Below are 25,407 nucleotides of genomic sequence, written 5' to 3' on the forward strand. Positions count from 1 at the left end.
CGGCGGCACGGACGAGATCCGGGACGGGGACCCAGGCCCGTCCCGGATCTTTCATGGGCCCGACGGTCGCCGCCCTTTGGTCCTGCGCCACGCGCCGGGGCTGGGGTCGGCGCGGCGTCCTGCCCCGACGGTGAGCCGCGCGGGGCCATGCCCGAGGGCCGCCGTCCCTTGTCCTGCGCCGCGCCGCCGGGGCGGGTCAGCGCACCGCGGTGTCCTCCCCGGCGGTGAGCCGCGCGATCGGGGCGGGCGGGGCCGCGGCCGGAAGGTCGACCCGAAGCAGCGCGCCACCGCGTGCGGAGCGGGCGACGGTGGCCCGGCCGCCGTGGGCGTCGACGACCCGCTGCACGATCGACAGCCCCAGACCGGATCCCGGCAACGCCCGGGCGCTGTCGGCACGGTAGAACCGGTCGAACACCCGCGGTACGTCGGCGGCGTCGATGCCCGGCCCGGCGTCGTCGACCTCGAGCACCGCCGACGCGCCCTCGGCACGGAGCCGGACCTGGACCGGCTGGTCCGCGGGGGACCACTTGCCGGCGTTGTCGATGAGGTTGAGCACCGCCCGCTGGAGCGCAGCGGGACGCCCGCTCACCCACACGGAGGTCACGTCGAGCGCGACCTCGATGTCGGGCACGTGGGAACGCGCCCGGGTCGCGGCGGCCACCACCACGTCGGCGAGGTCGAGCAGCTCGGTGTTCTCGTCGCTGACGTCACCGCGCGCCAGGTCGGTCAGCTCGGCGGCAAGGGTGCTCAACTCGGCCACCTGGGCGCCGAGATCGTTGAGCAGCCGGGTCCGGCCCTCCGCCGGCAGTGCGCTGTCCAGGGTGCCGCGCCGATCGAGCCGGATCAGCAGCTCGACGTTGAGGCGCAGGCTGGTGAGCGGGGTCTTGAGCTCGTGGGCGGCGTCCTCGGCGAGCAGCCGCTGGGCCCGCCGGGAGTCCCTGAGCGCGGCGAGCATGTCGTTGATCGACTGGATCAGCTGCCGGATCTCCCCACCGCCCTCATCCGGGATGTGGGCGTCGAGCTCCCGGGTGTGCGCGACACGTACCGCGGCGGCGGTCAGCCGGTCGATCGGTGCCAGCCCGGTCCGCGCCACGGTCCGTCCGACAAGGGCGCCGCCGACCACGCAGAGCAGCCCGATCAGCAGCATGCCCAACCCGAACTGGTTGATCGGGCTGTCGTCGGCGGCGCGGGCCACCTGGACCGCGCCGTCGCCCGCCCGCAGCGTGTAGATGAGGTAGCCTTCTTCGTCGCCGTCCTTCGACTCCATCAGGTCGGCCGACGCGCCCTGCGCCACGCGCCCGGCGTGCTCGCTGACGGGGGGCAGCGCGGGTTGGCCGGCCGGCGTCCGGGTCGAGCCGTCGGGCAGGATGACCCGCACCAGCCGACCGGATCCGGGATACGGCGGTAGCTGGACCTGCGCCAGACCGGCGCGCTGCGCGTTCGTCGCCAGGACGCGGGAGTCGGCGCGTAGCTGATTCTCGGCGGTGTCCCGCAGCTCCCAGCCCAGTAGCTCGCTGGCCACCTGGAAGGCCACGAACACGCTGACCGCGATGGCCGTCGCCGCGATCACCGTCAGCCTGGTCCGCAGGGACCGCCGGCGCCACCATCGGGTCAGCCGGCGCGGTTCCCGGCCGGCGGGCCTGCTCACGGAGGAGTCTCCCGCAACGTGTATCCCAGGCCGCGCAGCGTGTAGATCAGTCGCGGCTCACCCTCGGCCTCCATCTTGCGGCGCAGGTAGCTCACGTATACCTGGAGGTTGTTGGCGGTGGCGCTCATGTCGAAGCCCCAGATCGCCTCGAACAGCGCGTCGCGGGTCAAGACCCGGGTCGCGTTGCGCACGAGGACCTGCAGGAGGGAGAACTCGGTCCGGGTCAGGCGCAGCGGCCGCCCGCCCCGCCACGCCTCGAACCTGTCGGGATCGAGCCGGACGTCGGCGAACGACAGGATCTGCGACTCCCCGTCGGTCGGCGTGCGCCGGCGCAGCAGGGCCCGCACCCGGGCCAGCAACTCCTCGGTGGCGAACGGCTTGGGCAGGTAGTCGTCGGCGCCCGCGTCCAGCCCCGTGACCCGGTCGGAGACCTGGTCACGGGCGGTCAGCATGAGCACCGGCAGATCCCGACCCGCGGCCCGCAACCGCCGGCAGGTCTCCAACCCGCCGAGGCGGGGCATCATCACGTCGAGGATCAGCAGATCCAGCGTGTCACCGCCGGCCCCACCGACCCCGTCGAGCACGGCGAGACCGTTGGCGACGGTGCTGGTGTCGTAACCCTCGACCTGGAGCACCCGCTCCAGCGACCCACGGATGGCCGCTTCATCATCCGCGATCATGATCCGCACGCTGGCCCGCCCCCTCCCAGTCGATGCTTTTGCCGCTCATTGTCCCCGATCAACCTGAGACGACCCTTAGAGCTCCTAACGAAATGATCTTCGAGGTGTTTGGATCATTCTGGGACTGATGATCCGGGGGGTGTGGGGTGGCTCGGCCAAGGCCATGGGAGGTCGACGCCGCCAGCATCCCGCTCGCCGTCACCCTGACCGGCAGCAACCGCAACGACGTCACCCAGCTGATCCCGCTCCTCCAAGCCGTGCCGCCGGTGCGGGCAAGCGCGGCCGGCCCCGGCGCCGCCCCGTCGTGGTGCCGGCCGACCGCGGCTACGACCACGACAAGTACCGTCGTCTGGTAGGGGACCTCGGCGTGAAGCCGCTGATCGCCCGGCGTGGCACCGAACACGGCTCCGGCCCCGGCACCCAACGCTGGGTCGTGGAGCGCGCGTTCGCCCACCTTTCGTTAGGGGTTCTAAGACCGGAATCCGGCGATATCGGGCTCGCCCTGCCAGAAGCGGAAGAATTCCTGCCCCCAGTAGGTGTCCCATTCCGATACGCCCAGCGCCCGCATCACCGCGTCGATCGCGTCGAAGAACGCCTGGTTGACCTCGGGTATCCACAGGATTCCGAAGACCGCGAGCAGCCCGAACGGCGCGTACGGCTCGACCTGGCGCCGGATGCGGTAGGACAGCCACGGCTCGATCACCCCGTACCCGTCCAGGCCCGGCACCGGCAGGAAGTTCAGGATCGCCGCCGTGACCTGGAGCAGTGCCAGGAAGGCGAGCGCGCAGCGGAAGAGCTCCGGCACCCGGTCGGTGGCGCCGAGCCAGAACGGCGCGGTCAGCGCGGCCGCGAACAGCACATTCGTCAGCGGCCCGGCGGCCGAGATCAGGCTGTGCTTCCAGCGCCCCCGGATCCGGTGCCGCTCGATGAACACCGCCCCGCCCGGCAGCCCGATCCCGCCCATGATCACGAAGATCACGGGCAGCACGATGCTCAGCGCCACATGGGTGTACTTCAGCGGGTTGAGGGTCAGATAGCCCTTCGCGCCGATCGTCAGATCCCCGCCGTGCAGCGCGGTGCGCGCATGGGCGTACTCATGCAGACAGAGGGAGACAATCCATCCCGAGACGACGAACAGGAACACGGCGAAGCCGGGGCTCGCGGAGTACTCCGTCCATACGGCCCACGCGGATACGACCATGATCGCGAACAGGCCGAGGAAGACGGGGCTGATACGCCGGTCACGGCGGCTGACTGCGGTGGTCATCGGGTGGGGTCTCCATATGGGCTGGTGAGCGCTGAGGGGGAAACGACGGACAGTGTGCGCGGAGTTCCGGGCCGGGAGGGCCGGATGTGAGCAGCGCCACGCGACCGCCGACGCCCGGCCTCGACCCGTCGCCGCTTCCGCGACCCGTCGCCGTTTCCGTGACTCGTCACCGCTTCCGCGGCCCATCGCCGCTCCCGCGACCCGTCACCGTTCCCGCGCGTCCGAGGCCGATGCCCCGCCCGGCGGGCCATCCACCAGAATGGGCCCGTGCGCTACGGCATCCTCGGCACCACCCAGGCCCGCCACGACGACGGCATCCCCGTGGACGTCGGCGGGGCGCGGCTGCGTGCGCTGCTGGCGGCGCTCGCGCTGACGCCCGGGCGGGCGCGGACCACCGGGGCGCTCATCGGGGAGATCTGGGACACCGATCCGCCCGCCGACGAGCACGGTGCGCTGCAGGCGCTGGTCGGGCGGCTGCGGCGGGCGCTCGGCAAGGACGCCGTGGAGTCCGTTCCGGGCGGGTACCGGCTGAGCGCCGACCCCGACGACGTCGATCTGCACCGCTTCGAACGGCTCGCGGAGGAGGGCGCCCGCGCCCTCGCCGACGGCGATCCGGCCAAGGCCGTCGATCTGCTCGACGCCGCCCTCGCGCTGTGGCGCGGGCCCGCGCTCAGCGATCTGCCCGACGCCACCGCGCCCGCCGCCCGTGCCGAGGCGCGGCGGCTGGACGCGCGGCGCGCCCGGCTCGCCGCCGACCTCGCCCTCGGCCGCGCCGGTCACGCCCTCCCCACGCTCACCGGGCTCTGCGACGCCCACCCGCTGGACGAGCCGCTGCACGCGCTGCGCATCCGCGCCCTGCGGGACGTGGGGCGGGTGGCGGAGGCGCTGGCCGCGTACGAGGCGATCCGTACGGAGATCGCCGACCGGCTGGGCGCCGATCCGGGGCCGGAGCTGCGGGCGCTCCACGCCGAGCTGCTGGCGGTGACCGGCGAGGGGGCTCCCGGGCCGCCGGGCCCCGGTTCCCCGGAGCCCGTACCGGCCGCCTCCGCCCGCACCGGCGGTGGCAATCTGCGGGCCAGGCTGACCAGCTTCGTCGGGCGTGAGGCCGATCTGGCGGCGCTGCGCGGCGATCTGGCCGAGCACCGGCTGATCACGCTCCTGGGGCCCGGCGGGGCCGGGAAGACGCGGCTGTCGCAGGAGGCCGCCGAGGCGGTCGCGCCCGGCTGGCCGGACGGGGTGTGGCTGGCCGAGCTCGCGCCCGTGGACGACCCCGAGACCGTTCCGGAGACGGTCCTCAGCGCGCTCGGGGCGCGCGAGACGGTCATCCTCGGCACGGCGGCCGAGGGGCTGCGCGCCGCCACCGACCCGATCCTGCACGATCCGCGCGCCCGGCTCATCGAGCACTGCGCCCCGCGCCGGATGCTGATCGTGCTCGACAACTGCGAACACCTCGTGGCGGCCGCGGCCCACCTCGCCGAGTCGCTGCTCGCCCAGTGCCCCGGGGTCACCATCCTGGCCACCAGCCGCGAACCCCTCGCGGTCCCGGGCGAGTTGGTGCGTCCCGTGGAGCCGCTGCCCGACCCCGTCGCGCTGCGGCTGCTCCAGGACCGGGGCGCGGCGGCCCGGCCCGGGTTCCGTACCGAGGACGATCCGGCGGCGTGTGCCGAGATCTGCCGCCGCCTGGACGGGATGCCGCTGGCGATCGAGCTGGCCGCCGCGCGGCTGCGGCTGCTCACCCCGCGGCAGCTCGCCGACCGGCTGGATGACCGTTTCCGCCTTCTGACCAGCGGCAGCCGTACGGCGCTGCCCCGCCAGCAGACCCTGCGCGCGGTCGTCGACTGGTCCTGGGGCCTGCTGGACGCCCCGGAACGCACCGTGCTCGCCCGGCTGTCCGTCTTCGCGGGCGGCTGTGGGCTGGCCGAGGCGGAGGCGGTGTGCGGGGACGTCGAAGAGCACACCGAAGCCGTGGACCCCCGTGATGTGGCCGCCCTGCTCGGTTCCCTTGTCGATAAGTCGCTCGTCGTCACCGCACCCGGAACGGCGCCCGGAACCGCACCCGGAACGGAGCCGGGGACGGACGGGGAGATGCGCTTCCGGCTGCTGGAGACCGTCGCCGAGTACGCGGCGGAGCGGCTGGACGAGTCCGGCGAACGGGCCGCGGTCGAACGCCGCCATCTCATCGCCTACCGGGAGCTGGCCCGTACCGCCGACCCGCTGCTGCGCGGCCCGGCGCAGCGCCACTGGCTCCTCCGGCTGGAGACCGAGCACGAGAATCTGCGCACCGCGCTGCGCCGGGCCGTCGCCGCCCGCGACGAGCAGGAGGCGCTGTGCCTGGTGCTCTCGCTCGGCTGGTTCTGGCATCTGCGCGGCCATCGGGTCGAGGCCCACCACTGGGCGACGGCCGCGGCCGAGCTCGGGCCGAGCCCCTTCTTGCCGCCCGTGACGCCCGCGCCGCCGCTGTACGTCAGCTGTATCGCCGCCCCGCCGCCGATGGAGCCCGAGCTGCTGCAGGAGGCGCGGCGGGGGGTGCGGCTGTTCGCGCTGTCCAACATCGAGGGCGACCTCCAGGCCGTGGTGGGCGACGATACCCAGCGCGAGTTGGAGGGCATCGTCTCCGCCTACCGGCCGGGGCTGCCCCAGTCCTGCCGTCTGCCGGGCGTGCTGTGGTTCTTCGCGGTGTTCCTCAAGGGCGACTTCGCCCTGCTGCGGGGGATGATCGACGAGGCGGTGCGCACCTGCCGGAAGCTGGGCTACGCATGGGAGCTTGCGTTCAACCTCCAGCTGCGGGCCAGGGTCCACAACGAGCGCAGCGGTGAGCACGAGGGCGCGATCCGCGACGCCGATGAGGCCCTTGAGGTCTTCCGCCGGATCGGTGACGTATGGGGCACGGCGGAGGCGCTGGCCGGCCGCGCCGAGACCCGGGGACAGCGGGGCGAGGGCGCGGCCGCGGCCGAGGACTACCGTGCGGCGATCCGCTGCGCCCAGGAGCTCGGGGCCCATGAGCAGGTGCTGTTCCTCCGCTCCCGGCTGGCCGGGATCTTCGTGGAGCTGGGCGACGAGGAGGAGGCCGCGGAGGGCGAGCGGATCCTGCTCGAGGTGGTCGGGCAGCGGCAGTATGTGGGCGCCGAGGCCCTGTCGTACGCCCGGGTCCATCTGGCGCTGCGCTACGGGTCCACGGGCCGTCTCGTGGCGGCACGGGCCCTTCTGACCACGTTGCACGGGGAGTTCGAGGGCCGGGAGCTGCGGCTGTTCGCGGGCATGGTGGAGGGGATGCTGGCCTGGCTCGACCTGCTGGAGGGACGGCCGGGCGACGCCCTGGAGAACGTGCGCGGTGCGCTGGCGAAGTCCGCCGGCCGGATGACGGACCTCATCGCGCCGTACATCCCGGTGACCCAGCTGCTCACCGGGGCCGAGGCGCTGAGCGGCCTCGGCGGCGCCGAGCGGGCCGGGACCGCGGCGCGGCTGGTGGGGGCGTACGACGTGCTGCGCAAGGCGCAGTACTACCGGAAGTCCGCCGTCGAGCTGACGGGCCGGGAGCGCACCGTGGCCGCGGCGCGGGCCGAGCTCGGGGACGCCGGGTACGAGCGGGCCTACGCCGAGGGCACCGGGCTCACGCTGGAGGAGGCCACCGCGCTGCTCTGACCGGGGCCCGCCCGGGGCCGCGCGGCCGCTCCGCCCCCCCGGGGCCCGCGCGCCGTTCCGCCCCCCCCGGGGGCCGCGCGCCGCTCCGACCGGGCCCCGCTCCGGGCCCGGCGGCGACATGACGACCGGCCGGGCGTGTCCCCCGTAGGACGCGCCCGCCGGTGGCCGGGGTCGGTGGACCGTCAGCTGGTCTTGTTGCGGAACCTGCGCACCGCGAGCGGCGCGACGAGCACCGTGAGGGCCACCGCCCACCCCAGGGTCACCATCACCGGTTCGGCCACCGCGCCATGGCCGCTGGTCAGCGCCCGTGCGGCGTCCGCGAGCCGGGACAGCGGGTTGTACTCGGTGAAGGACCGCAGCCACCCCGGCATGGTGGCGGTCGGGGCGAAGATGGACGAGCCGAACTGCAGCGGCATCATCACCAGGAAGCCAAGACCGCTGACCGCCTGCGGGGTGGGCATCGACATCCCCAGCAGCATGAAGATCCAGGTCAGCGAGGATCCGAAGAGCACGGCCAGCGCCACCGCGAACGCCAGCTCCAGCGGACCGGTCTTGAGCTCGAAGCCCATGATGAAGCCCATGATCAGCAGGATGAGGGTGGACACCAGCATCCGGCCGCTCTCCACGATCAGCTTGGCGATCAGCACCGAGGAGCGGGCGATCGGCATGGTGCGGAAGCGGTCCATGACGCCCTTGCTGAAGTCGTCATTGACGCCGATGCCGATCGACATCGCGATGTTGAGCCCACCCATCGCCATCAGACCGGGGATGAAGTAGTTGACGTACTCGGAGCGGTTGCCGCCGGTCATCGCGCCGCCGAAGACATAGGTGAACAGCAGCGCGAAGACGATCGGCATCGCCAGGGCGTCGAACATCGCGAACGGTTCGTACCTGATCTGCATGACGTTGCGCCGCACCAGCGCGCCGATGTGGCGCAGATTGGCGCGGGGCCCGATCCGGCCGTCGCTCTTCCCCCGCACGGGCGCGGTCATCGTGGCCGTACTCACGCGGCGACCTCTTCCAGCTTCTTGTTTTCCTGCGGTGTGGACGCCTTCCGGCCGGTGATGGCCAGGAAGACCTCGTCCAGACTGGGCAGTTGGGTGTGGATCCCGGAGATCGCGAAGCCGCGCTCACCGAGCAGACCGATCAGGGCGGTCAGCTGCTCATCGCTGGCGATGGGCACGTTGACCTGGCCCTCCTCGATGTCGGCGATCGCGCCGCCGATGCCGTCGAGCCCCGCCTGGCTGATGGCGCCGACCATGCGGTGCAGCTCACCGGGGTCGGCCGGGCGGATCTGCAGGGTGCGGCCGCCGATCTTGGCCTTGAGCTCGTTCACCCGGCCGTTGGCGATGACCCTGCCCCGGTCGATCACCGTCAGGTTGTCGGCGAGCTGCTCGGCCTCCTCCATGTACTGCGTGGTCAGCAGCACGGTGGCGCCGTCGGCGACCATCCGCCGGACCTCGTCCCACACCTCGTTGCGGGAGTGCGGGTCCAGACCGGTCGTGGGCTCGTCCAGATAGAGCACCGAGGGCCGGCCGATCATGGACGCGGCCAGGTCGAGCCGGCGGCGCATACCGCCGGAGTAGGTGCGCACCCGCCGCTTGCCCGCCTCGGTGAGCGAGAACCGCTCGAGCATGGCGTCCGCGCGGGTCCGCGCCTCCTTGCGGGAGAGATCGAGCAGCCGCCCGATCATGTAGAGGTTCTCCCAGCCGGGGAGCTTCTCGTCGACCGAGGCGTACTGCCCGGTCAGCCCGATGGTGCGGCGCAGCTGCCGGGGCTGGCGCAGCACGTCGTACCCGGCCACCATCGCGGTGCCTGCGTCCGGCACCAGCAAGGTGGACAGACACCGGACGACTGTCGTCTTACCGGCGCCATTGGGGCCCAGCACCCCCAGGACGGTGCCCTCCGGCACGTCCAGATCCACTCCGTCGACGGCCTTGGTGTCACCGAAGTGCTTGACCAGCCCCCGAACTTCGACGGCGTTGCCGTCCCTGATCCTGTGTTCCCGTCGCGTCATGCCGCCACGATGTCAGCCCTCACCGACAGACCACCGACAAGCGGCAGACAGCCCGCCGACGGGGGAAGATCGGCGGGCTGTCGTTGTACCGCAGTGGTTCTCGTGGGGCCCGGTGGACCACGCGGCGGAGCCGCATATCGGTGCTTTCCCCTCCCCGCCCCTTCCCGAAGCATCGATCTGCGGCTCCACCGCGTGGAGGGGCTCTGCCCCAGACCCCGGGGTCTGGGGCAGAGCCCCAGTTGTGGGAAGGGGCGGGAGGGGAGCGGCCCGCCGCAGGCGGCAAGGCCCGTCGGGCGCCCCCTAGTGGAAGGAGTGCTCCTCGGCCGGGTAGGCCCCGCCGACGACGTCCTCCGCGAAGGCCCGCGCCGCGTCGCCCAGGCCCTGGCGCAGCTGGGCGTACTGCTTGACGAAGCGCGGCACCCGGCCGTCGGTCATGCCCGCCATGTCCGTCCACACCAGCACCTGGGCATCGCAGCCCGGACCGGCGCCGATGCCGACGGTGGCGATGTGCAGCGACCCCGTCACCTCGGCCGCCAGCTCGGCCGGGACCAGCTCCAGGACGACCGCGAACGCGCCCGCGTCCTGGACCGCCTTGGCGTCCCGCAGCAGCTGCTGGGCCGCCTCCTCGCCGCGCCCCTGGACCGGGTAGCCGCCGTAGGCGTTCACGGACTGCGGGGTCAGGCCGATATGCGCCATGACCGGGATGCCGGACTGGACCAGCAGCTCGATCTGGTGGGCGGAGCGCTCCCCGCCCTCCAGCTTCACCGCGCCCACGCCCGCCTCCTTGACCAGGCGGGTGGCGTTGCGCAGCGCCTGGACCGGGCCCTCCTGGTACGAGCCGAAGGGCAGGTCGCCGACGACGAGGGCGCGCCGGGTGCCGCGGACCACGGCGGCGGACAGCAGCGCCATCTCGTCCATGGTGACGGGCACGGTGGACTCGTAGCCCAGATGGCAGTTGCCCATCGAGTCGCCGACCAGCAGCACCGGGATGCCCGCCTGGTCGAAGACGGACGCGGTCATCGCGTCGTAGGCGGTGAGCATGGGCCACTTCTCGGCGCGTTCCTTGGCGGCCGCGATGTCACGGACGGTGATGCGGCGGGAGCCCGTGCCCCCGTAGAGCGCCTTCTCGGACTGCTTTCGCGCAGGATTGACGTGCGCCATCGCTACGGCTCCTGTTCATCATCTCGAGGCGCCCTGACGGCGTCCCCGGACCAACCCCATGCTGGCACGGCTCCTGCCGGGGCGAAAGTGGGCCCGGATCGCAAAGATTTTCCAATACGAGACGGTCTCGTATCGTAAGTCGCCTAGCCTGGGCGGCATGGCAAGCCCATCCAGCACCCAGGGCGTACCGGCCGGGTCCGGCGTCCCCGAGGCGATCCACCGCAGACGCTGGGCGATCCTCGTCGTCCTGATGTTCAGCGTGCTGGTCGTCGTCCTCGACAACTCGATACTCAACGTCGCGATGAAGACCATCGCCTCGCCGAAGCCCACCGGGCTCGGCGCCACCCAGAGCCAGCTCGAGTGGGCGATCAACTCCTACACGCTGGTCTTCGCCGGGCTGCTGTTCACCGCGGGGATCCTCGGCGACCGGATCGGCCGTAAGAAGGTCCTGCTCGGCGGGATGGCGGTGTTCGGCATGGGCTCGGTGCTCGCCGCCTTCTCCGGATCGCCCGGTGAACTCATCGGCTTCCGGGCGCTCATGGGTCTCGGCGCCGCGTTCGTGATGCCCGCGACCCTCGCCATCCTGGTCAACGTCTTCGAACGCGAGGAGCAGGCCAAGGCGATCGGCATCTGGGTCGCCGCCGTGGGGCTGGCCATCGCCATCGGCCCGATCACCGGTGGACTGCTGCTCGAGCACTTCTGGTGGGGTTCGGTCTTCTTCGTCAATGTGCCGATCGTGATCGTCGGGCTGATCGCGATGGTGGTGCTCGTCCCCGACTCCAGGGACCCGGCGCCCGGCCGGGTGGACCCGCTGGGCGTGCTGCTGTCCGTCGTCGGGCTCGTCCTGCTGGTCTACGGCATCATCAAGGGCGGCCAGCTCGCCGACTTCACCGACGCCCAGGTGCTGGGCTCGATCGCCGCCGGGCTCGCCGTCCTGGCCCTGTTCGTGGTGCACGAGAAGCGCAGCGACCACCCCGCCATCGATATCGGCTACTTCCGCAACCCCGCCTTCTCCGCCGCCATCGCCGCCGTCGCGCTGGTCTTCTTCGCCCTCATGGGCGTGACCTTCTTCATGGTCTTCTACACCCAGAGCGTGCGCGGCTACAGCGCCCTCGAATCCGGGCTGCTGATCCTGCCGCTGGCCGTGGCGCAGCTGATCTTCGCCCCGCGCGCCCGGCTGGTCGTCGAACGGTTCGGCGCCCGCGCGGTGTGCACCTGCGGGATGCTGCTGGTGGCCGCCACCATGTCGGGGTTCCTGCTGCTGGGCGTGCACACCCCGATCGTCGTGCTCGAGGTGCTGTTCTTCGCCCAGGGCACCGGAATGGCGCATATCATGCCGCCGGTGACCACCGGGATCATGCAGGCGCTGCCGCGCCAGAAGGCCGGCTCCGGCTCGGCCCTCAACAACACCTTCCGGCAGGTCGGCGGCGCGCTCGGGGTCGCGGTGCTGGGCTCGGTGCTCTCCGCCGCCTACCGCGACCGGATCCGGGACACCCTGGCCGCCGTGCCCGGCCTACCCGAATCCGTACAGCGCTCGGCGGGCGAGTCCGTCGAGGCCACCATGGGGGTCGCCGAGAAGCTCGGGCCCAGGGGCCAGTCGCTGGTGGGCCCGGCCCAGGACGCCTTCGTCCACGCCATGCACATCACCGCCCTCGGCTCGGCGGGCGTCGCCGTCCTCGGCGCGCTGGTCGTGTTGGCCTTCCTGCCCGGCAAGGAAGGCTCCGGCCGGGCCCCCGACGACGGGCGGCCGTATTCGCGGGAGGAGGCGTCGGCCGACCGATGACCGCACCGGAGAGCTCCGCGCCCAGGCTCCGCGGCCGCCCCCGCAGCCCCGCCACCGACGCCGCGATCATCGAGGCCGCGCTGCGGCTGCTGGAGGAGGGCGCCTCGGTCGGCGGTCTTTCGATCGAGGGGATCGCCCGCGAGGCGGGGGTCGGCAAGGCCACCGTCTACCGCCGCTGGCCCGGTAAGGACGCGCTGATGCTCGATGTGCTGCGCTCCCTGGAGGAGCCCAGCCCCGAACCGGCCGGGGGCTCGGTGCGCGACGACCTCGTCGCCATCCTGGAGTTCATGCGCCGGCGCGGCCTCGCCAAGCGCAACTCCGCCCTGCTGCGCAGTGTCATCACCCAGATGCACGCGCACAAGGAGCTGTGGCGGGCCTACGACGAGAACGTCATAGCCGCCCGCCGCGCGAGCCTGCGCGCCGTGCTGCGGCGGGGCCGGGAGAGCGGTGAGATCCGCGCCGACGTGGATCTGGAACTGCTCGCCGACCTCTTCACCGGCCCGATGCTCGCCCGCGCCATGCTCCACGAGTGGAAGGAACTGCCCGAGGGGCTGGCCGAACGGATCGTCGACACGGTCCTCGAAGGGGTCTCCCCACGCCGCTGAGCGGTTTGTGCCTGTTGTGTCACAACACCCCCTCCCGGGCCGGGATGTGGAACTCGGGGCCGCCGTCCCATCGTCCTCGGACGGGGAGCACCCCAACCGGGGCGTCGGGAAAAGCCCTGGTCATCACCTAGGGTCGTAGTCCAAGGCGCGGCAGTTGAGGCAGTGAGGGACAGCGAATGACGCAGGCGCACACGCAGGAGACGGGACAGCTCGGGGACGCGCCCCAGCAATCGGGCTCCCGGATCGGCCGCCTGTTCGACCGGCTGTCCGGCCGGCTCCGGAACGATCGCGGCATCTGGCGGCGCGGACTGGTGCTGGCGGCGATCGCGGTCCTGCTCGCCCTGGTCATGATCTTCCACGCCGACATCCCCAACCGGGTGGGCAACCTCGGCTCGCTGCTGGAGACCTTCCTGCCGTGGCTGGGCCTGTTCCTGCCGGTGCTGCTGGTGCTCGGCCTGGTGCGGCGGTCGGCCAGCGCCGTGCTGGCGCTGGTGCTGCCCGTCGCCGTCTGGCTGAACCTCTTCGGCGGACTGATGTTCTCCGACAAGTCCGGCGGCGGCGGTGAACTGACCGTCGTCACCCACAACGTCAACGCGGAGAACGCCGATCCGACCGGCACCGCGAAGGACGTGGCCGCCTCGGGCGCCGATGTGGTGGCCCTGGAGGAGCTGACGGACTCGGCCGTGCCGACGTACGAGCGGGCCCTGGCGGGCACCTACCGCTACCACACCGTGCAGGGCACGGTGGGGCTGTGGAGCAAGTACCCGCTGTCCGGCACCAAGCCGGTGGACATCAAGCTGGGCTGGACGCGGGCGCTGCGCACCGCCGTCGCCACCCCGCGCGGTGAGGTCGGCGTCTATGTGGCGCATCTGCCCTCGGTGCGGGTGAAGTTCAACGCGGGCTTCACCGCCGGGCAGCGCGACGACAGCGCCGAGGCGCTGGGCCAGGCCATCGCCCGGGAGCCGCTGAACAAGGTGATCCTGCTCGGCGATCTGAACGGCACCATGAACGACCGCGCGCTCGCCCCCGTCACCGCGCAGATGCGGTCCGCCCAGGGCGCGGCGGGCGACGGCTTCGGCTTCAGCTGGCCCGCCTCGTTCCCGATGGCGCGGATCGACCAGATCATGGTGCGGGGGCTGGATCCGGTCTCGGCGTGGGCGCTGCCCAGGACCGGCAGCGATCACCTTCCGCTGGCGGCGTCGGTCGACTACTGAGCCTGCGTCCCAGGGCCGTCGGGTGACATAGCTCACGGGGCACCCGGCGAGATCTTACGTGCCGTTCATCTTGGGGATCTGCTCGGGAACATTCTGCGTGAGAGACTTTGTTCAGCTAGAGAACATATGCATCCCTGCACGTTTCTCCTTCGTTTGAAAGGTCTCTCATGCCCCTGGCCCTGCTCGCCCTTGCTGTGAGCGCCTTCGGCATTGGTACTACCGAATTCGTGATGATGGGCCTGCTGCCCAATGTCGCGAATGATCTGGACACCTCGGTGCCCACGGCCGGATACCTCGTCTCCGCCTACGCCATCGGAGTCGTGGTGGGCGCTCCGCTGCTGACCGCCCTCGGTTCCCGTATCCCGCGCAAGCGGATGCTCGTGTTGCTCATGGCGCTCTTCACGGTGGGCAACCTCGCCTCCGCCCTCGCCCCCAACTTCGGGCTGCTGATCGCGGGCCGAGTGCTCGCCGGGCTGCCCCACGGCGCGTTCTTCGGCGTCGGCGCGGTGGTCGCCGCGCGGCTGGTGACCGAGGACCGGCGGGCCCGCGCGGTCGCCACCATGTTCCTCGGCCTGACCATCGCCAACATCGTCGGCGTCCCCGTGGCCACCCTGCTCGGCCAGAACCTCGGCTGGCGCGCGACCTTCCTGGTCGTCGCCGCGATCGGCGTCGTCGCCATGGCCGCGCTCGCCCGGCTCGTCCCGCAGATCTCCCACGAGCAGCACGCCGGGCTGCGCCAGGAGCTCGGCGCGCTGCGCGACCGCCAGGTGCTGCTGGGGCTGCTCACCGCCGTCTTCGGCTTCGCCGGTGTCTTCGCCGTCTACAGCTACCTCGCCTCGATGATGACCGAGGTCACCGGGTTCGGTGAATCGACGGTCACGCTGGTGCTGGCGCTGTTCGGCATCGGCATGACGCTGGGCGCCCTGGTCGCCGGTCCGCTCACCGACCGGGCGCTGCGGCCGACGCTCTACGGCTCGCTGGCGGCGCTGGCCGCCGTGCTCGTGGCCTTCGACTTCACGGTGCATGTGAAGTGGGCGGCGCTGCTGTCGGTCGTGGTGCTGGGCGCGGTCGGCTTCATGACCACCACCCCGCTCCAGATGCTGGTGATGAACAAGGCCCAGCACGCGCCGACGCTGGCCTCCGCCTCCAACCACTCCGCGTTCAACCTGGCCAACGCCGGTGGCGCGTGGCTCGGCGGCGCCGCCATCGCGGCGGGCTGGGGCTGGACCTCCCCGACGCTGGTCGGTGCGGTGCTCGCGGTGATCGGCCTCGCGGTCGCGCTGATCGCGGGGCTGACGGATCGGGCTCCGGCGGGGGGCTCGCGGGTTGTCGCGAGTAGCGAGTCGCTGCCGCGGATGTCCGAGGTGGGCTGAGCAACCGGGTATCCGGCGGGTGGTGACGCCTGCGGCGGGCTTGTTCCCCACCCCGCCCCTCCCCACAACTGGGGCTCCGCCCCAGACCCCTGGAACCCGCTGGGGTCGGAGCCCCGGTTCGGGGGTTTGGGGGCGGGGTCCTGGTTCCGGTTTTGGGGCGGGGCCTCGGCTCTCCGGGCCTGGGCGGGGTCCCGGCCCTCCGGGGCCTGGGGCGGAGCCCCGGTTTCGGGAAGGGGCGGGGAGGGGAACAGCCCGCCGCAGGCGTCACAAGAGGCCCCCGCTCCGTTGCCCGGGGCGGCCGGGTCCACAGCCGGGGCGGGCCCGGGACCCGTTCGCTTGACTTTGACATCTATGTGAGGCTTTAGCGTCCCGTCATCAGCCGTGAAACGTAAGGACACACCTGATGACCAGCACCTCACCCCTGGCCCGCATCGTCCGGGGCACCGGCCCCGGGCTGCTGCTCGCCCATGGCGGGACCGGCTCCATCGAGGGGAACTACGGCCCGATCCTGGACGGCCTCGCCGAGCGCCACCGGGTGGTCGGCCCCGACTATCCCGGCTCCGGCCGCACCCCGCGCGCGAGCGGGCCGCTGGATCTCGACACCCTGGCCGACCAGCTCGTGGCCACGGCCGTCGAGGAGGGTCTGGACACCTTCGCGATCGCCGGATACTCCCTCGGCGGGCCGGTCGCCCTGCGTGCCGCCACCCGCCATCCGGAGCGGGTCACCGCGCTGGTCCTGACCGCGACCTTCGCCCATCCCAGCGCCCGGATGCGGCTCCTGGTGGACGACTGGCTGCGCCATCTCCGCTCGGGCGACCAGGAGGCGACCGCCCGTTGGACGGCGCTCATCGGCGCGGGCGCGCCCTTTCTGGACCGGATGACGCCCGAGGAGCTCGGCACGGTGATCGAGGGCGCCCGCGCCTCGGTGCCGCCCGGCGCGATCGACCAGGTCGAACTGGTCGGCCGGATCGACGTCCGCGAGGATCTGGGCCGGATCCGGGTGCCCACCCTGGTGATCTCCACGACGCTGGACGCGATGGCCACGCCGTACCACCACCGTCAGGTGGCGGACGCGATCCCCGGGGCGCGCCTCGCCGAGCTGGCATCCGGCCATCTGCCGTTCGCGGAGGCGCCCGCCGCGTGGCTGGGCCTGATCAGGACGTTCCTGGACGCCCAGGAGGCGCGGTCATAGGACGCGGTCATGGCGCGGTCATAGGGCGCCGTGCGTACCGCGCGTAACGCCGCCCAAGAGGCTCAGCCGGGTCAAGAGGCTCAGACGTGTTCCCGCCAGCGGTTGGTGATGGGCAGCCGGCGGTCCTTGCCGAAGCCCTTCGCGGAGATCTTCGTGCCCGGCGGGTACTGCCGGCGCTTGTACTCGGCGGTGTCCACCATCCGCAGGATCCGGGTCACCAGCGCGTCGTCGTATCCCGCCGCCACGATCTCGGTGCGCCCCTGGTCGCGGTCGACATACAGCTCCAGGATCCGGTCGAGTACGTCGTAGTCGGGGAGCGAGTCGGTGTCGACCTGGCCGGGGCGCAGTTCGGCGCTGGGCGGCTTGGTGATCGAGTTCTCGGGGATGGGCGGGGTCTGGCCCCGCTCCTCCGCCGCACGGTTCCGCCATTTCGACAGCCGGAAGACGGAGGTCTTGTAGACGTCCTTGATCGGGCCGTACGCGCCGACCGAGTCCCCGTAGAGCGTGGAGTAGCCGCAGGCCAGCTCGGACTTGTTGCCCGGGGCGAGGACGATGTGGCCCTCCTGGTTGGAGATCGCCATCAGCATCGTGCCGCGCAGCCGCGACTGGAGGTTCTCCTCGGCCAGCCCGGTGAGGCCCAGGGAGCCCATATAGGCGTCGAACATCGGGGCGATCGGGACCGTGCGGAAGTTCAGCCCGGTGCGCCGCGCCAGCTCGGCCGCGTCGTCGATCGAGTGCTCGGAGGAGTAGCGCGAGGGCATCGCGACGCCGTACACGTTCTGCGCGCCGACCGCGTCACACGCGATGGCGGCGACGAGCGAGGAGTCGATCCCGCCGGAGAGCCCGATCAGCACACTGCGGAATCCGTTCTTCGCCACATAGGCCCGCAGCCCCACGACCAGCGCCGTGTAGATCTCCTCGTCGTCCCCGAGCCGCTCGGCCTCGCCGCCCGCGAGCTCCGGCTCGTAGCGGGGCAGTGGGTCGGCGGAGAGGGTGACGTGGTCGATGCGGAGCCCGTCGTCCACGACGCCCTCGGGGACCGGGCCCGGGTCGGCGGCGGGCAGATCGAGGTCGAGCAGCACACAGCCCTCGGCGAACTGCGGGGCCCGCGCGATGACTTCGCCGTCCCGGTCCACGACGATCGAGTCGCCGTCGAAGACCAGCTCGTCCTGGCCGCCGATCATGGCCAGGTACGCGGTGGTGCAGCCCGCCTCCTGGGCCCGCTTGCGCACCAGGTCCAGCCGGGTGTCGTCCTTCTCCCGCTCGTACGGCGAGGCGTTGATCGACAGCAGCAGTCCGGCCCCCGCCGAGCAGCTGGCCGGCACCCGGCCGCCGTCCTGCCACAGGTCCTCGCAGATGGCGAGCGCCACGTCGACGCCGTGGACGCGGACCATGGGCAGGGTGTCGCCGGGCACGAAGTAGCGGAACTCGTCGAAGACGCCGTAGTTCGGCAGATGGTGCTTGGCGAAGGTCAGGACGACCGCGCCCCGGTGCAGCACGGCGCCCGCGTTCTGCGGCGACCCGGCCGGCTGGCCGTAGCGCCGGGCGCGCTCGCTGCGGTCGAGGTAGCCGACGACCACCGGCACCTCGCCCAGCCCCTCGGCGTTCAGCCGCTCGGCGAGCGAGTGCAGCGCGGCGCGCGACGCCTCGACGAAGGACGAGCGCAGCGCCAGGTCCTCGACGGGGTAGCCGGTCAGCACCATCTCGGGGAACGCCACCAGATGGGCGCCCTGCTCGGCGGAGTGCCGGGTCCAGTGGAGTATCGATTCGGTGTTGCCGTCGAGGTCGCCGACGGTCGAGTCGATCTGGTTCAGAGCGAGGCGAAGTTGAGGCACGCGCCCAGTGTAATCGTCTGTCTGACGCGATAGCCGGGGCCGGGGGTGTCTCCCTTCTCACGCCGGTCACGCCCGGCCTCACTTCTGGTAACCGAGGATGGTCATCATCCCGGACTCCGAGTGGTAGACGTTGTGGCAGTGGACCATCCACAGCCCCGGGTTGTCGGCGTCCAGGTCCACGTTCACCTTGTGGTGCGGCAGCAGGACCGTGGTGTCCTTACGGGGGCCGCCGTCCGGCAGCGCGAAGGTGTGGCCGTGCAGATGGACCGGATGCCACATGTCGGTGCCGTTGATGAACGAGATCCGCACCCGCTCACCCTGCCGTACCGGATAGCGCTGCGAGGGGTCGTACGGCCGGCCGTTGATCGCCCAGTCCCAGCGTCGCATCGAGCCGGTGAGCCGCATCCGGATGATGCGGTCGGGCTCCTTGGGCGTCAGCCGGACGTCCTCCGCCGCCTTCAGCCGGTCCGCCGTGAGCAGCTCGCCGTCCAGCTCCTTGGGGCGCGGGAACTTCACCGGGTTCTTGCCGCGGGTGCGCAGCACCGCCATCGCGGACCGCCCCTTGCCCTCGGCGATCACGGCGAGCGGGAAGACCCCGTCCTTGACGGTGACCAGTACGTCGTAGCGCTCGCCCATGCCCAGCAGCAGCGCGTCCGTCTTGGCCGGTACGACGGGGTAGCCGTCGGTGTGGGTGACGGTCATCCGGTGGCCGCCGAGGGCGACGCGGAAGGCGGTGTCGCCGCCCGCGTTGATGATGCGGATACGGACCCGGTCGCCGCGCTTGGCGCGGAAGACCTGCGGGGATTCGGGGCTGCGGCCGTTGACCAGGTAGTAGGGGTAGGTGACGTCGCCCGCGTGGCCGCCCAGCAGGCGGCTCTCCATGGGCGCGGCCTTCTTCTTCCGCGCCGAGGGCCGGGCCCGGCCACGCTTGGCCCCGCCCGCGGCGGTGGCTTTGGCGGTGGCCGTGGCTTTGGCCCTGGCCGTCGCCGTGGCCTTGGCCCCGCGCTTGCCGTCGTCGTCCGCCGAGCCGCCGCCCATCGAGCCGTCGTCCATCGCATGGCCGACCGCGCCGCCCTTGCCCGCGTTGAGCCGGTCGAACTCCTTGTCCGGGGTGCGGCCGCCCACCCCGTCGAGCCAGTCGTCCAGGACGACGACCCACTCCTTGTCGTACTCCAGCGGCTCCTTCGGATCCTCCACGATCAGCGGTGCGTACAGCCCCCGGTCCAGCTGGACGCCCGAATGCGGATGGATCCAGTACGTGCCCGGGTAGAACGCGGTGAAGCGGTAGTCGAAGGCGGCGCCGGTCTTGATCGGCCGCTGGGTCACCCCGGGGACGCCGTCCATGTCGTTGCGCAGCCGGATGCCGTGCCAGTGCAGCGTGGTGGGCTGCGGCAGGTTGTTGGCGAGGGTGAGCGCGATCGTGTCGCCCGCCGTCACCCGGATCTCCCGGCCCGGCACCTGGTCCTCGTACGCCCAGGACGTCACCTTGCGGGCGCCGATGTCCAGGGTGGTCGCGGTGGCGGTGAGCCGGAAGGTGCGTACCGGGCCTGGGCCCCGCCGCCGCTCGGTCGCGGCGACCTCCGGGCCGTGGGGGGAGACGTACTGCGCCGGGGTGTCGTCCGCGGGCGCGCCGGGCCTGGCGGGGGCGCCCATCGCGTTGCCGTCCACGCCGTCGGGGCCTCCGGCGCGGGGGCGGGGGCCGGGGGAGCCGCAGGCGGCGAGCAGACCGCTGCCCGCGGCGGCGATGCCCGTGCCGAGCACGGCACGGCGAGTCTTTTCGTGCATGAGTCAGTACCCCAATGCTGATGTGTGCCGGATGCGTGAGGGTCGGCGCGTCCACCACGCCGCCGGGAGGGCGGGCGGCCGACGCGCCGCTCTATGCGCCGCATCAGCGATCGGCTCTGGGGTGAGAGGCCTCGCCGCATCGCGCCTCCATCTGACCGTTCAGACGATCAGATCATCATCTGACCGTTTGATCATCGTGATATTCGGCACCCTACCCCCAAGGGGTATGGAGCCCCGGCAGGCGCCACGCAGGGGGCGGAACGGTCGGGTCCGGGACCGGCCGGGTGAAAGTACGATGCACCCATCGTGGTGAGGTGAGGGGAGACCGGGGCGACCGGCCGAAACCTCCGTGAAATCCCGCCGCGTGATACTGGGGATGCGGAAGGTGCCCCGCGCCCGCGCAAAGAGCCGTTTGACCTGCAAGGATTGGGGACCATGGATAAGCAGCAGGAGTTCGTGCTCCGCACGCTCGAAGAGCGCGACATCCGGTTCGTACGGCTCTGGTTCACCGATGTGCTCGGCTTCCTGAAGTCCGTGGCCGTCGCGCCGGCCGAGCTCGAGGGCGCCTTCGACGAGGGCATCGGATTCGACGGCTCCGCGATCGAGGGCTTCGCCCGGGTCTACGAGTCCGACATGATCGCCAAGCCGGACCCGGGGACGTTCCAGATCCTGCCCTGGCGCGCCGAGGCCCCCGGGACAGCCCGGATGTTCTGCGACATCCTGATGCCGGACGGCTCACCGTCCTTCGCCGACCCCCGCTTCGTCCTGAAGCGCATCCTCGCCAAGACCTCCGACCTCGGGTTCACCTTCTACACCCACCCCGAGATCGAGTTCTTCCTGCTCAAGCAGAAGCCGGTGGACGGCAGCCGCCCGGTGCCCGCCGACTCCTCGGGCTACTTCGACCACACCCCGCAGAACATCGGCATGGACTTCCGCCGCCAGGCGATCACCATGCTCGAATCGATGGGCATCTCGGTCGAGTTCTCCCACCACGAGGGCGCCCCCGGCCAGCAGGAGATCGATCTGCGCTACGCCGACGCGCTCTCCACCGCCGACAACATCATGACCTTCCGCCTGGTCATGAAGCAGGTCGCGCTGGAGCAGGGTGTGCAGGCCACCTTCATGCCGAAGCCCTTCTCGGAGTTCCCCGGCTCGGGCATGCACACCCACCTCTCCCTCTTCGAGGGCGACCGCAACGCCTTCTACGAGTCCGGCTCCGAGTTCCAGCTCTCCAAGGTGGGCCGCTCCTTCATCGCGGGGCTGCTGCGCCACGCCGGGGAGATCTCCGCCGTCACCAACCAGTGGGTCAACTCCTACAAGCGCATCTGGGGCGGCTCCGAGCGCACCGCCGGCGCGGGCGGCGAGGCCCCCTCCTACATCTGCTGGGGCCACAACAACCGCTCCGCCCTCGTCCGCGTCCCCCTCTACAAGCCCGGCAAGACGGGCTCCACCCGCGTCGAGGTCCGCTCCCTGGACACCGGCGCCAACCCCTACCTGGCCTACGCGGTCCTCCTCGCCGCCGGCCTCAAGGGCATCGAGGGCGGCTACGAACTCCCGGCCGGCGCCGACGACGACGTCTGGGCCCTCTCCGACGCCGAACGCCGCTCCCTCGGCATCGAGCCCCTCCCGCAGAACCTGGGCGAGGCGATCGACCTCATGGAGCGCAGCGAACTGGTCGCCGAGACCCTCGGGGAGCATGTCTTCGACTTCTTCCTGCGCAACAAGAAGCAGGAGTGGGAGGAGTACCGCTCCGAGGTGACCCCGTTCGAACTCCGGAAGAACCTGCCGGTGCTGTAGCCGCGGCGCGCGGGCGGGCGCGGGCCGTGTCCGCGTCCGTCACCGCCCGGACCTGCCGCTTCGCCCTCGGGGTCGCTTAGGCTCGTCAGCGGCGCCTTTGATCACGGGTGTGCGCGTGGTCGAGCGGCGCGGAGTCGACCAGGACGGGAGGCGGCGGGATGGCCGTACCGCAGGGACGCAGGAGCAGCAATATCACCCGGCTGCTGCGGCACGGTTTCACCGACGCCTCGACGGCGCAGCGGCTGCTGGACGCGCCCGAGCTGGCCGCGGTGCGGAGCGATCCGGTGCTGCTGGAGGCGCTCGGCGCGACCGCCGACCCCGATCTGGCGCTGCTCGGGCTGGTACGGCTCGTCGAGGCGCTGCCCGAGGAGGACGCGGAGGAGAAGGAGGACGGCGGGCAGCGGGCCGGGTCCCGGCAGGCGCTGCTGGACACCCTCGTCACCGCCAAACCGCTGCGCGACCGGCTGCTCGGGGTGCTCGGCGCCTCCGAGGCGCTGGGCGACCACCTCGCCCGCCACCCGGGCGACTGGCACGCCCTGGTGACCTACGAGTCGGCCGATCTGCACCCCGCCACCCCCGAGTTCGAGCGGGCCCTGGCCGAGGGGGTCTGGGGCGCGCCCGGGGCGGGGAGGCCCCGGCCCGACGCGCTGCGCGTCGCCTACCGCCGGGCGCTGCTGGCCATCGCCGCCCGCGATGTGTGCGGCACCACCGACATCACCCAGACGGCCGCCGAGCTGGCCGACCTGGCGACCGCGACCGTGCGGGCCGCGCTGGAGATCGCGGCCGAGGAGCAGCCGCAGGACGCGGCCGCCTGCCGGCTGGCCGTGATCGGCATGGGCAAATGCGGCGGCCGCGAGCTCAATTACGTCTCCGACGTGGACGTGATCTTCGTGGCGGAGGCCGTCGAGGGCGTCGAGGAGGACGAGGCGGTACGGGCCGCCACCCGGCTCGCCTCGCGGCTGATGCGCGTCTGCTCCGACGTCACCGTCGAGGGCACCATCTGGCCCGTCGACGCCAACCTCCGCCCCGAGGGGCGCAACGGCCCGCTGGTGCGCACCCTCTCCAGCCATCTGGCGTACTACCAGCGCTGGGCCAAGACCTGGGAGTTCCAGGCGCTGCTGAAGGCACGTCCGATGGCGGGCGACGCCGCGCTCGGCCAGGCGTACGTGGACGCCCTCGCGCCCATGGTCTGGCAGGCCGTCGAGCGCGAGAACTTCATCCCCGACGTCCAGCAGATGCGCCGCCGCGTGGTCGAGAACATCCCCGTGTCCGAGGTCGACCGCGAGCTCAAGCTGGGCCCCGGCGGCCTGCGCGACGTCGAGTTCGCCGTCCAGCTGCTCCAGTTGGTGCACGGACGGTCCGACGAGTCGCTGCGCAGCGGTACGACGCTGGACGCGCTCGCGGCCCTGGCCGCCGGCGGCTATGTGGGGCGCACCGACGCCGCCGCGCTGGACGACGCGTACCGCTTCCTGCGCACCATGGAGCACCGCCTCCAGCTCTACCGGCTGCGCCGCACCCATCTGATGCCCGAGGGCGAGGCCGACCAGCGCCGCCTCGGCCGGTCGCTGGGGTTCCGCACCGAGCCGGTGACCGAGCTGGGCACCGCCTGGCGGCGGCACGCCCGCGAAGTGCGGCGGCTGCACGAGAAGCTCTTCTACCGGCCGCTGCTGGACGCCGTCGCCCAGCTCCAGCCCGGTGAGATCCGGCTCAGCTCCGAGGCGGCCGGTCAGCGGCTCACCGCCCTGGGGTACGCGGACCCGGCCGGTGCGCTGCGCCATCTGGAGGCCCTGGCGTCCGGGGTGACCCGCAAGGCGGCGATCCAGCGGACGCTGCTGCCCGTGCTGCTGGGCTGGTTCGCCGACTCCGCCGACCCGGACGCCGGGCTGCTGGGCTTCCGCAAGGTCTCGGACGCGCTGGGCAAGACGCCCTGGTACCTGCGGCTGCTGCGGGACGAGGGCGCCGCCGCCGAGAACCTGGCCCGGGTGCTCTCCGCCGGGCGGCTCGCCCCCGACCTGCTGCTGCGCGCCCCCGAGGCGGTCGCCCTGCTCGGCGACCTGGAGGGGCTGCGCCCGCGCGGCCGGGCCCATCTGGAGCAGGAGGTGCTGGCCGCGGTCGGCCGCGCCGACGGCGCCGAGCAGGCCGTCGCGGCGGCGCGCGGGGTGCGGCGGCGCGAGATGTTCCGTACGGCGGCCGCGGACATCATCGAAAGCGCCCGGCTGGCCAACGGCGAGGTGCGCCCGACCGTGAGCTGGCCGCCGTCGGGCGATCAGACGCCGGGCCGGGCCGCCGGGGCGGCCGCCCCCGTACCGGCCAAGGCCCCCGCACCGGCCAAGGCGCCCGAGGTGCCCAGCGCCCTGCGGGACTCCGAACCCCATGTGCCGCCCCGGCCCGCCGCCCCCGCGGCCGAACCGCCCGTGGACGACGCGATGCTGATCGACATGGTCGGCGACGCCCTCTCCGATCTGAACGCCGCGACCCTCGCCGGGGCCCTGCGCGCCGCCGTCCGCGACACCTGGGGCGATGAGCTGCCCACCCGCTTCGCCGTCATCGGCGTCGGCCGCTTCGGCGGCCATGAGCTCAGCTACGGCTCGGACGCCGACGTCCTCTTCGTCCACGAGCCGCGCGAGGGCGCCGACGACCAGGAGGCCGCCCGTGCCGCCTTCGCCGTCGCCAACGAGATGCGACGGCTGCTCCAGCTCCCCACCGTGGACCCGCCCCTGCTCATCGACGCCGATCTGCGCCCCGAGGGCAAGTCCGGGCCGCTGGTGCGCACCCTCGCCTCGTACGCCGCCTACTACCGCCGCTGGTCGCTGGTCTGGGAGAGCCAGGCGCTGCTGCGCGCCGAGCCGGTGGCGGGCGACCCCGGGCTCGGCGAGCGGTTCATCGAGCTGATCGATCCCCTGCGGTATCCGGCCGAGGGGCTGGGCGAGGACGCGATCCGCGAGATCCGGCGGCTCAAGGCCCGGATGGAGTCCGAGCGGCTGCCGCGCGGGGCCGACCCCACCACCCACGCCAAGCTGGGCCGCGGCGGTCTCAGCGATGTCGAATGGACCGTCCAGCTGCTCCAGATGCGCCACGGCTGGGCCGAGCCCGGACTGCGCACCACCCGCACCCGCGAGGCCCTGGCCGCCGCCCACGCCGCCGAGCTGATCTCCACCGAGGACGCCCAGACCCTCGACGAGGCGTGGATCCTCGCCAGCCGCGTCCGCAACGCCGTCATGCTCGTCCGCGGCCGCCCCGGCGACACCTTCCCGACGGACGTCCGCGAACTGGCCGCCGTGGGCCGCTACTTGGGCTACGGCCCCGGCCACGTCGGCGAGATGCTGGAGGACTACCGCCGCACCACCCGCCGGGCGCGGGCGGTGGTGGAGCGGCTCTTCTACGACTACGAGAGCTGAACTCCCGCGG

General features: G+C 72.4%; 16 protein-coding genes and 1 pseudogene. 9 read left to right on the forward strand and 8 right to left on the reverse strand.

The window, feature by feature from the left end; genetic code table 11:
* Positions 1 to 196: 196 nt before the first annotated feature.
* Together LIV37_RS35575 and LIV37_RS35580 are read right to left on the reverse strand one after the other, a co-directional pair.
* Positions 197 to 1,648 (reverse strand): HAMP domain-containing sensor histidine kinase, encoded by a 1,452-nt coding sequence (locus LIV37_RS35575; RefSeq protein ID WP_020871905.1) that lies wholly within the window; start codon positions 1,646 to 1,648, stop codon positions 197 to 199.
* Positions 1,645 to 2,337 (reverse strand): response regulator transcription factor, encoded by a 693-nt coding sequence (locus LIV37_RS35580; protein WP_020871906.1) that lies wholly within the window; start codon positions 2,335 to 2,337, stop codon positions 1,645 to 1,647. Before LIV37_RS35580 ends, LIV37_RS35575 begins: the two co-directional genes overlap by 4 nt.
* A gap of 164 nt (positions 2,338 to 2,501) precedes the next feature.
* Between LIV37_RS35580 and LIV37_RS35585 the strand changes: the two are divergent.
* A pseudogene (locus LIV37_RS35585) lies at positions 2,502 to 2,785 on the forward strand (transposase); the annotation flags it as partial.
* Positions 2,786 to 2,797: 12 nt separating this feature from the next.
* Here the strand turns inward: LIV37_RS35585 and LIV37_RS35590 are convergent.
* Entirely contained in the window at positions 2,798 to 3,595 is a 798-nt protein-coding gene (locus LIV37_RS35590; RefSeq protein WP_020871907.1) for a site-2 protease family protein, read from the reverse strand.
* 267 nt (positions 3,596 to 3,862) lie between these two features.
* Here LIV37_RS35590 and LIV37_RS35595 point away from each other — a divergent pair, with 267 nt between their 5' ends.
* Positions 3,863 to 7,237, forward strand: coding sequence for an AfsR/SARP family transcriptional regulator (locus LIV37_RS35595; RefSeq protein WP_020871908.1), 3,375 nt, complete (start codon positions 3,863 to 3,865; stop codon positions 7,235 to 7,237).
* A gap of 182 nt (positions 7,238 to 7,419) precedes the next feature.
* Here LIV37_RS35595 and LIV37_RS35600 read toward each other — a convergent pair whose 3' ends face one another.
* From LIV37_RS35600 to panB, 3 genes are all read right to left on the reverse strand, one after another.
* On the reverse strand, positions 7,420 to 8,244 hold the full coding sequence (locus LIV37_RS35600) for an ABC transporter permease (RefSeq protein WP_020871909.1): 825 nt from the start codon (positions 8,242 to 8,244) through the stop codon (positions 7,420 to 7,422).
* Positions 8,241 to 9,254, reverse strand: coding sequence for an ATP-binding cassette domain-containing protein (locus LIV37_RS35605; RefSeq protein ID WP_020871910.1), 1,014 nt, complete (start codon positions 9,252 to 9,254; stop codon positions 8,241 to 8,243). The genes LIV37_RS35600 and LIV37_RS35605 overlap by 4 nt, the downstream gene beginning before the upstream one ends.
* A gap of 300 nt (positions 9,255 to 9,554) precedes the next feature.
* Entirely contained in the window at positions 9,555 to 10,415 is an 861-nt protein-coding gene (panB, locus tag LIV37_RS35610; protein ID WP_020871911.1) for a 3-methyl-2-oxobutanoate hydroxymethyltransferase, read from the reverse strand.
* Between the two features lie 157 nt (positions 10,416 to 10,572).
* Here panB and LIV37_RS35615 point away from each other — a divergent pair, with 157 nt between their 5' ends.
* The 5 genes from LIV37_RS35615 to LIV37_RS35635 all read left to right on the forward strand — a co-directional run bounded on the left by LIV37_RS35615 (position 10,573) and on the right by LIV37_RS35635 (position 16,582).
* Positions 10,573 to 12,198: an MFS transporter gene (locus tag LIV37_RS35615; protein ID WP_020871913.1), complete on the forward strand. Its 1,626-nt coding sequence runs from the start codon at positions 10,573 to 10,575 to the stop codon at positions 12,196 to 12,198.
* A complete protein-coding gene (locus LIV37_RS35620; protein ID WP_020871914.1) occupies positions 12,195 to 12,803 on the forward strand; it encodes a TetR/AcrR family transcriptional regulator in 609 nt (202 codons plus the stop codon). The genes LIV37_RS35615 and LIV37_RS35620 overlap by 4 nt, the downstream gene beginning before the upstream one ends.
* A 176-nt stretch (positions 12,804 to 12,979) precedes the next feature.
* Positions 12,980 to 14,017, forward strand: a complete 1,038-nt coding sequence (locus tag LIV37_RS35625) for an endonuclease/exonuclease/phosphatase family protein (RefSeq protein WP_020871915.1) — start codon at positions 12,980 to 12,982, stop codon at positions 14,015 to 14,017.
* Between the two features lie 167 nt (positions 14,018 to 14,184).
* On the forward strand, positions 14,185 to 15,390 hold the full coding sequence (locus LIV37_RS35630) for an MFS transporter (protein ID WP_121824115.1): 1,206 nt from the start codon (positions 14,185 to 14,187) through the stop codon (positions 15,388 to 15,390).
* Positions 15,391 to 15,793: 403 nt separating this feature from the next.
* Positions 15,794 to 16,582, forward strand: coding sequence for an alpha/beta fold hydrolase (locus tag LIV37_RS35635; RefSeq protein WP_020871917.1), 789 nt, complete (start codon positions 15,794 to 15,796; stop codon positions 16,580 to 16,582).
* A gap of 80 nt (positions 16,583 to 16,662) precedes the next feature.
* Here LIV37_RS35635 and LIV37_RS35640 read toward each other — a convergent pair whose 3' ends face one another.
* Together LIV37_RS35640 and LIV37_RS35645 are read right to left on the reverse strand one after the other, a co-directional pair.
* Positions 16,663 to 18,417, reverse strand: coding sequence for an NAD+ synthase (locus tag LIV37_RS35640; RefSeq protein WP_020871918.1), 1,755 nt, complete (start codon positions 18,415 to 18,417; stop codon positions 16,663 to 16,665).
* Between the two features lie 78 nt (positions 18,418 to 18,495).
* Positions 18,496 to 20,202, reverse strand: coding sequence for a multicopper oxidase family protein (locus LIV37_RS35645; protein WP_121824114.1), 1,707 nt, complete (start codon positions 20,200 to 20,202; stop codon positions 18,496 to 18,498).
* A gap of 435 nt (positions 20,203 to 20,637) precedes the next feature.
* Here LIV37_RS35645 and glnA point away from each other — a divergent pair, with 435 nt between their 5' ends.
* Positions 20,638 to 21,999 carry a type I glutamate--ammonia ligase gene (gene glnA / locus LIV37_RS35650; protein WP_020871920.1) on the forward strand — a complete coding sequence of 454 codons (1,362 nt, stop codon included), beginning with the start codon at positions 20,638 to 20,640 and terminating at the stop codon, positions 21,997 to 21,999.
* A gap of 158 nt (positions 22,000 to 22,157) precedes the next feature.
* Positions 22,158 to 25,397 carry a bifunctional [glutamine synthetase] adenylyltransferase/[glutamine synthetase]-adenylyl-L-tyrosine phosphorylase gene (locus tag LIV37_RS35655; protein ID WP_020871921.1) on the forward strand — a complete coding sequence of 1,080 codons (3,240 nt, stop codon included), beginning with the start codon at positions 22,158 to 22,160 and terminating at the stop codon, positions 25,395 to 25,397.
* Positions 25,398 to 25,407: the final 10 nt, after the last annotated feature.

The sequence above is a fragment of the Streptomyces rapamycinicus NRRL 5491 genome, from assembly GCF_024298965.1.
Classification (GTDB): Bacteria; Actinomycetota; Actinomycetes; order Streptomycetales; family Streptomycetaceae; genus Streptomyces; species Streptomyces rapamycinicus.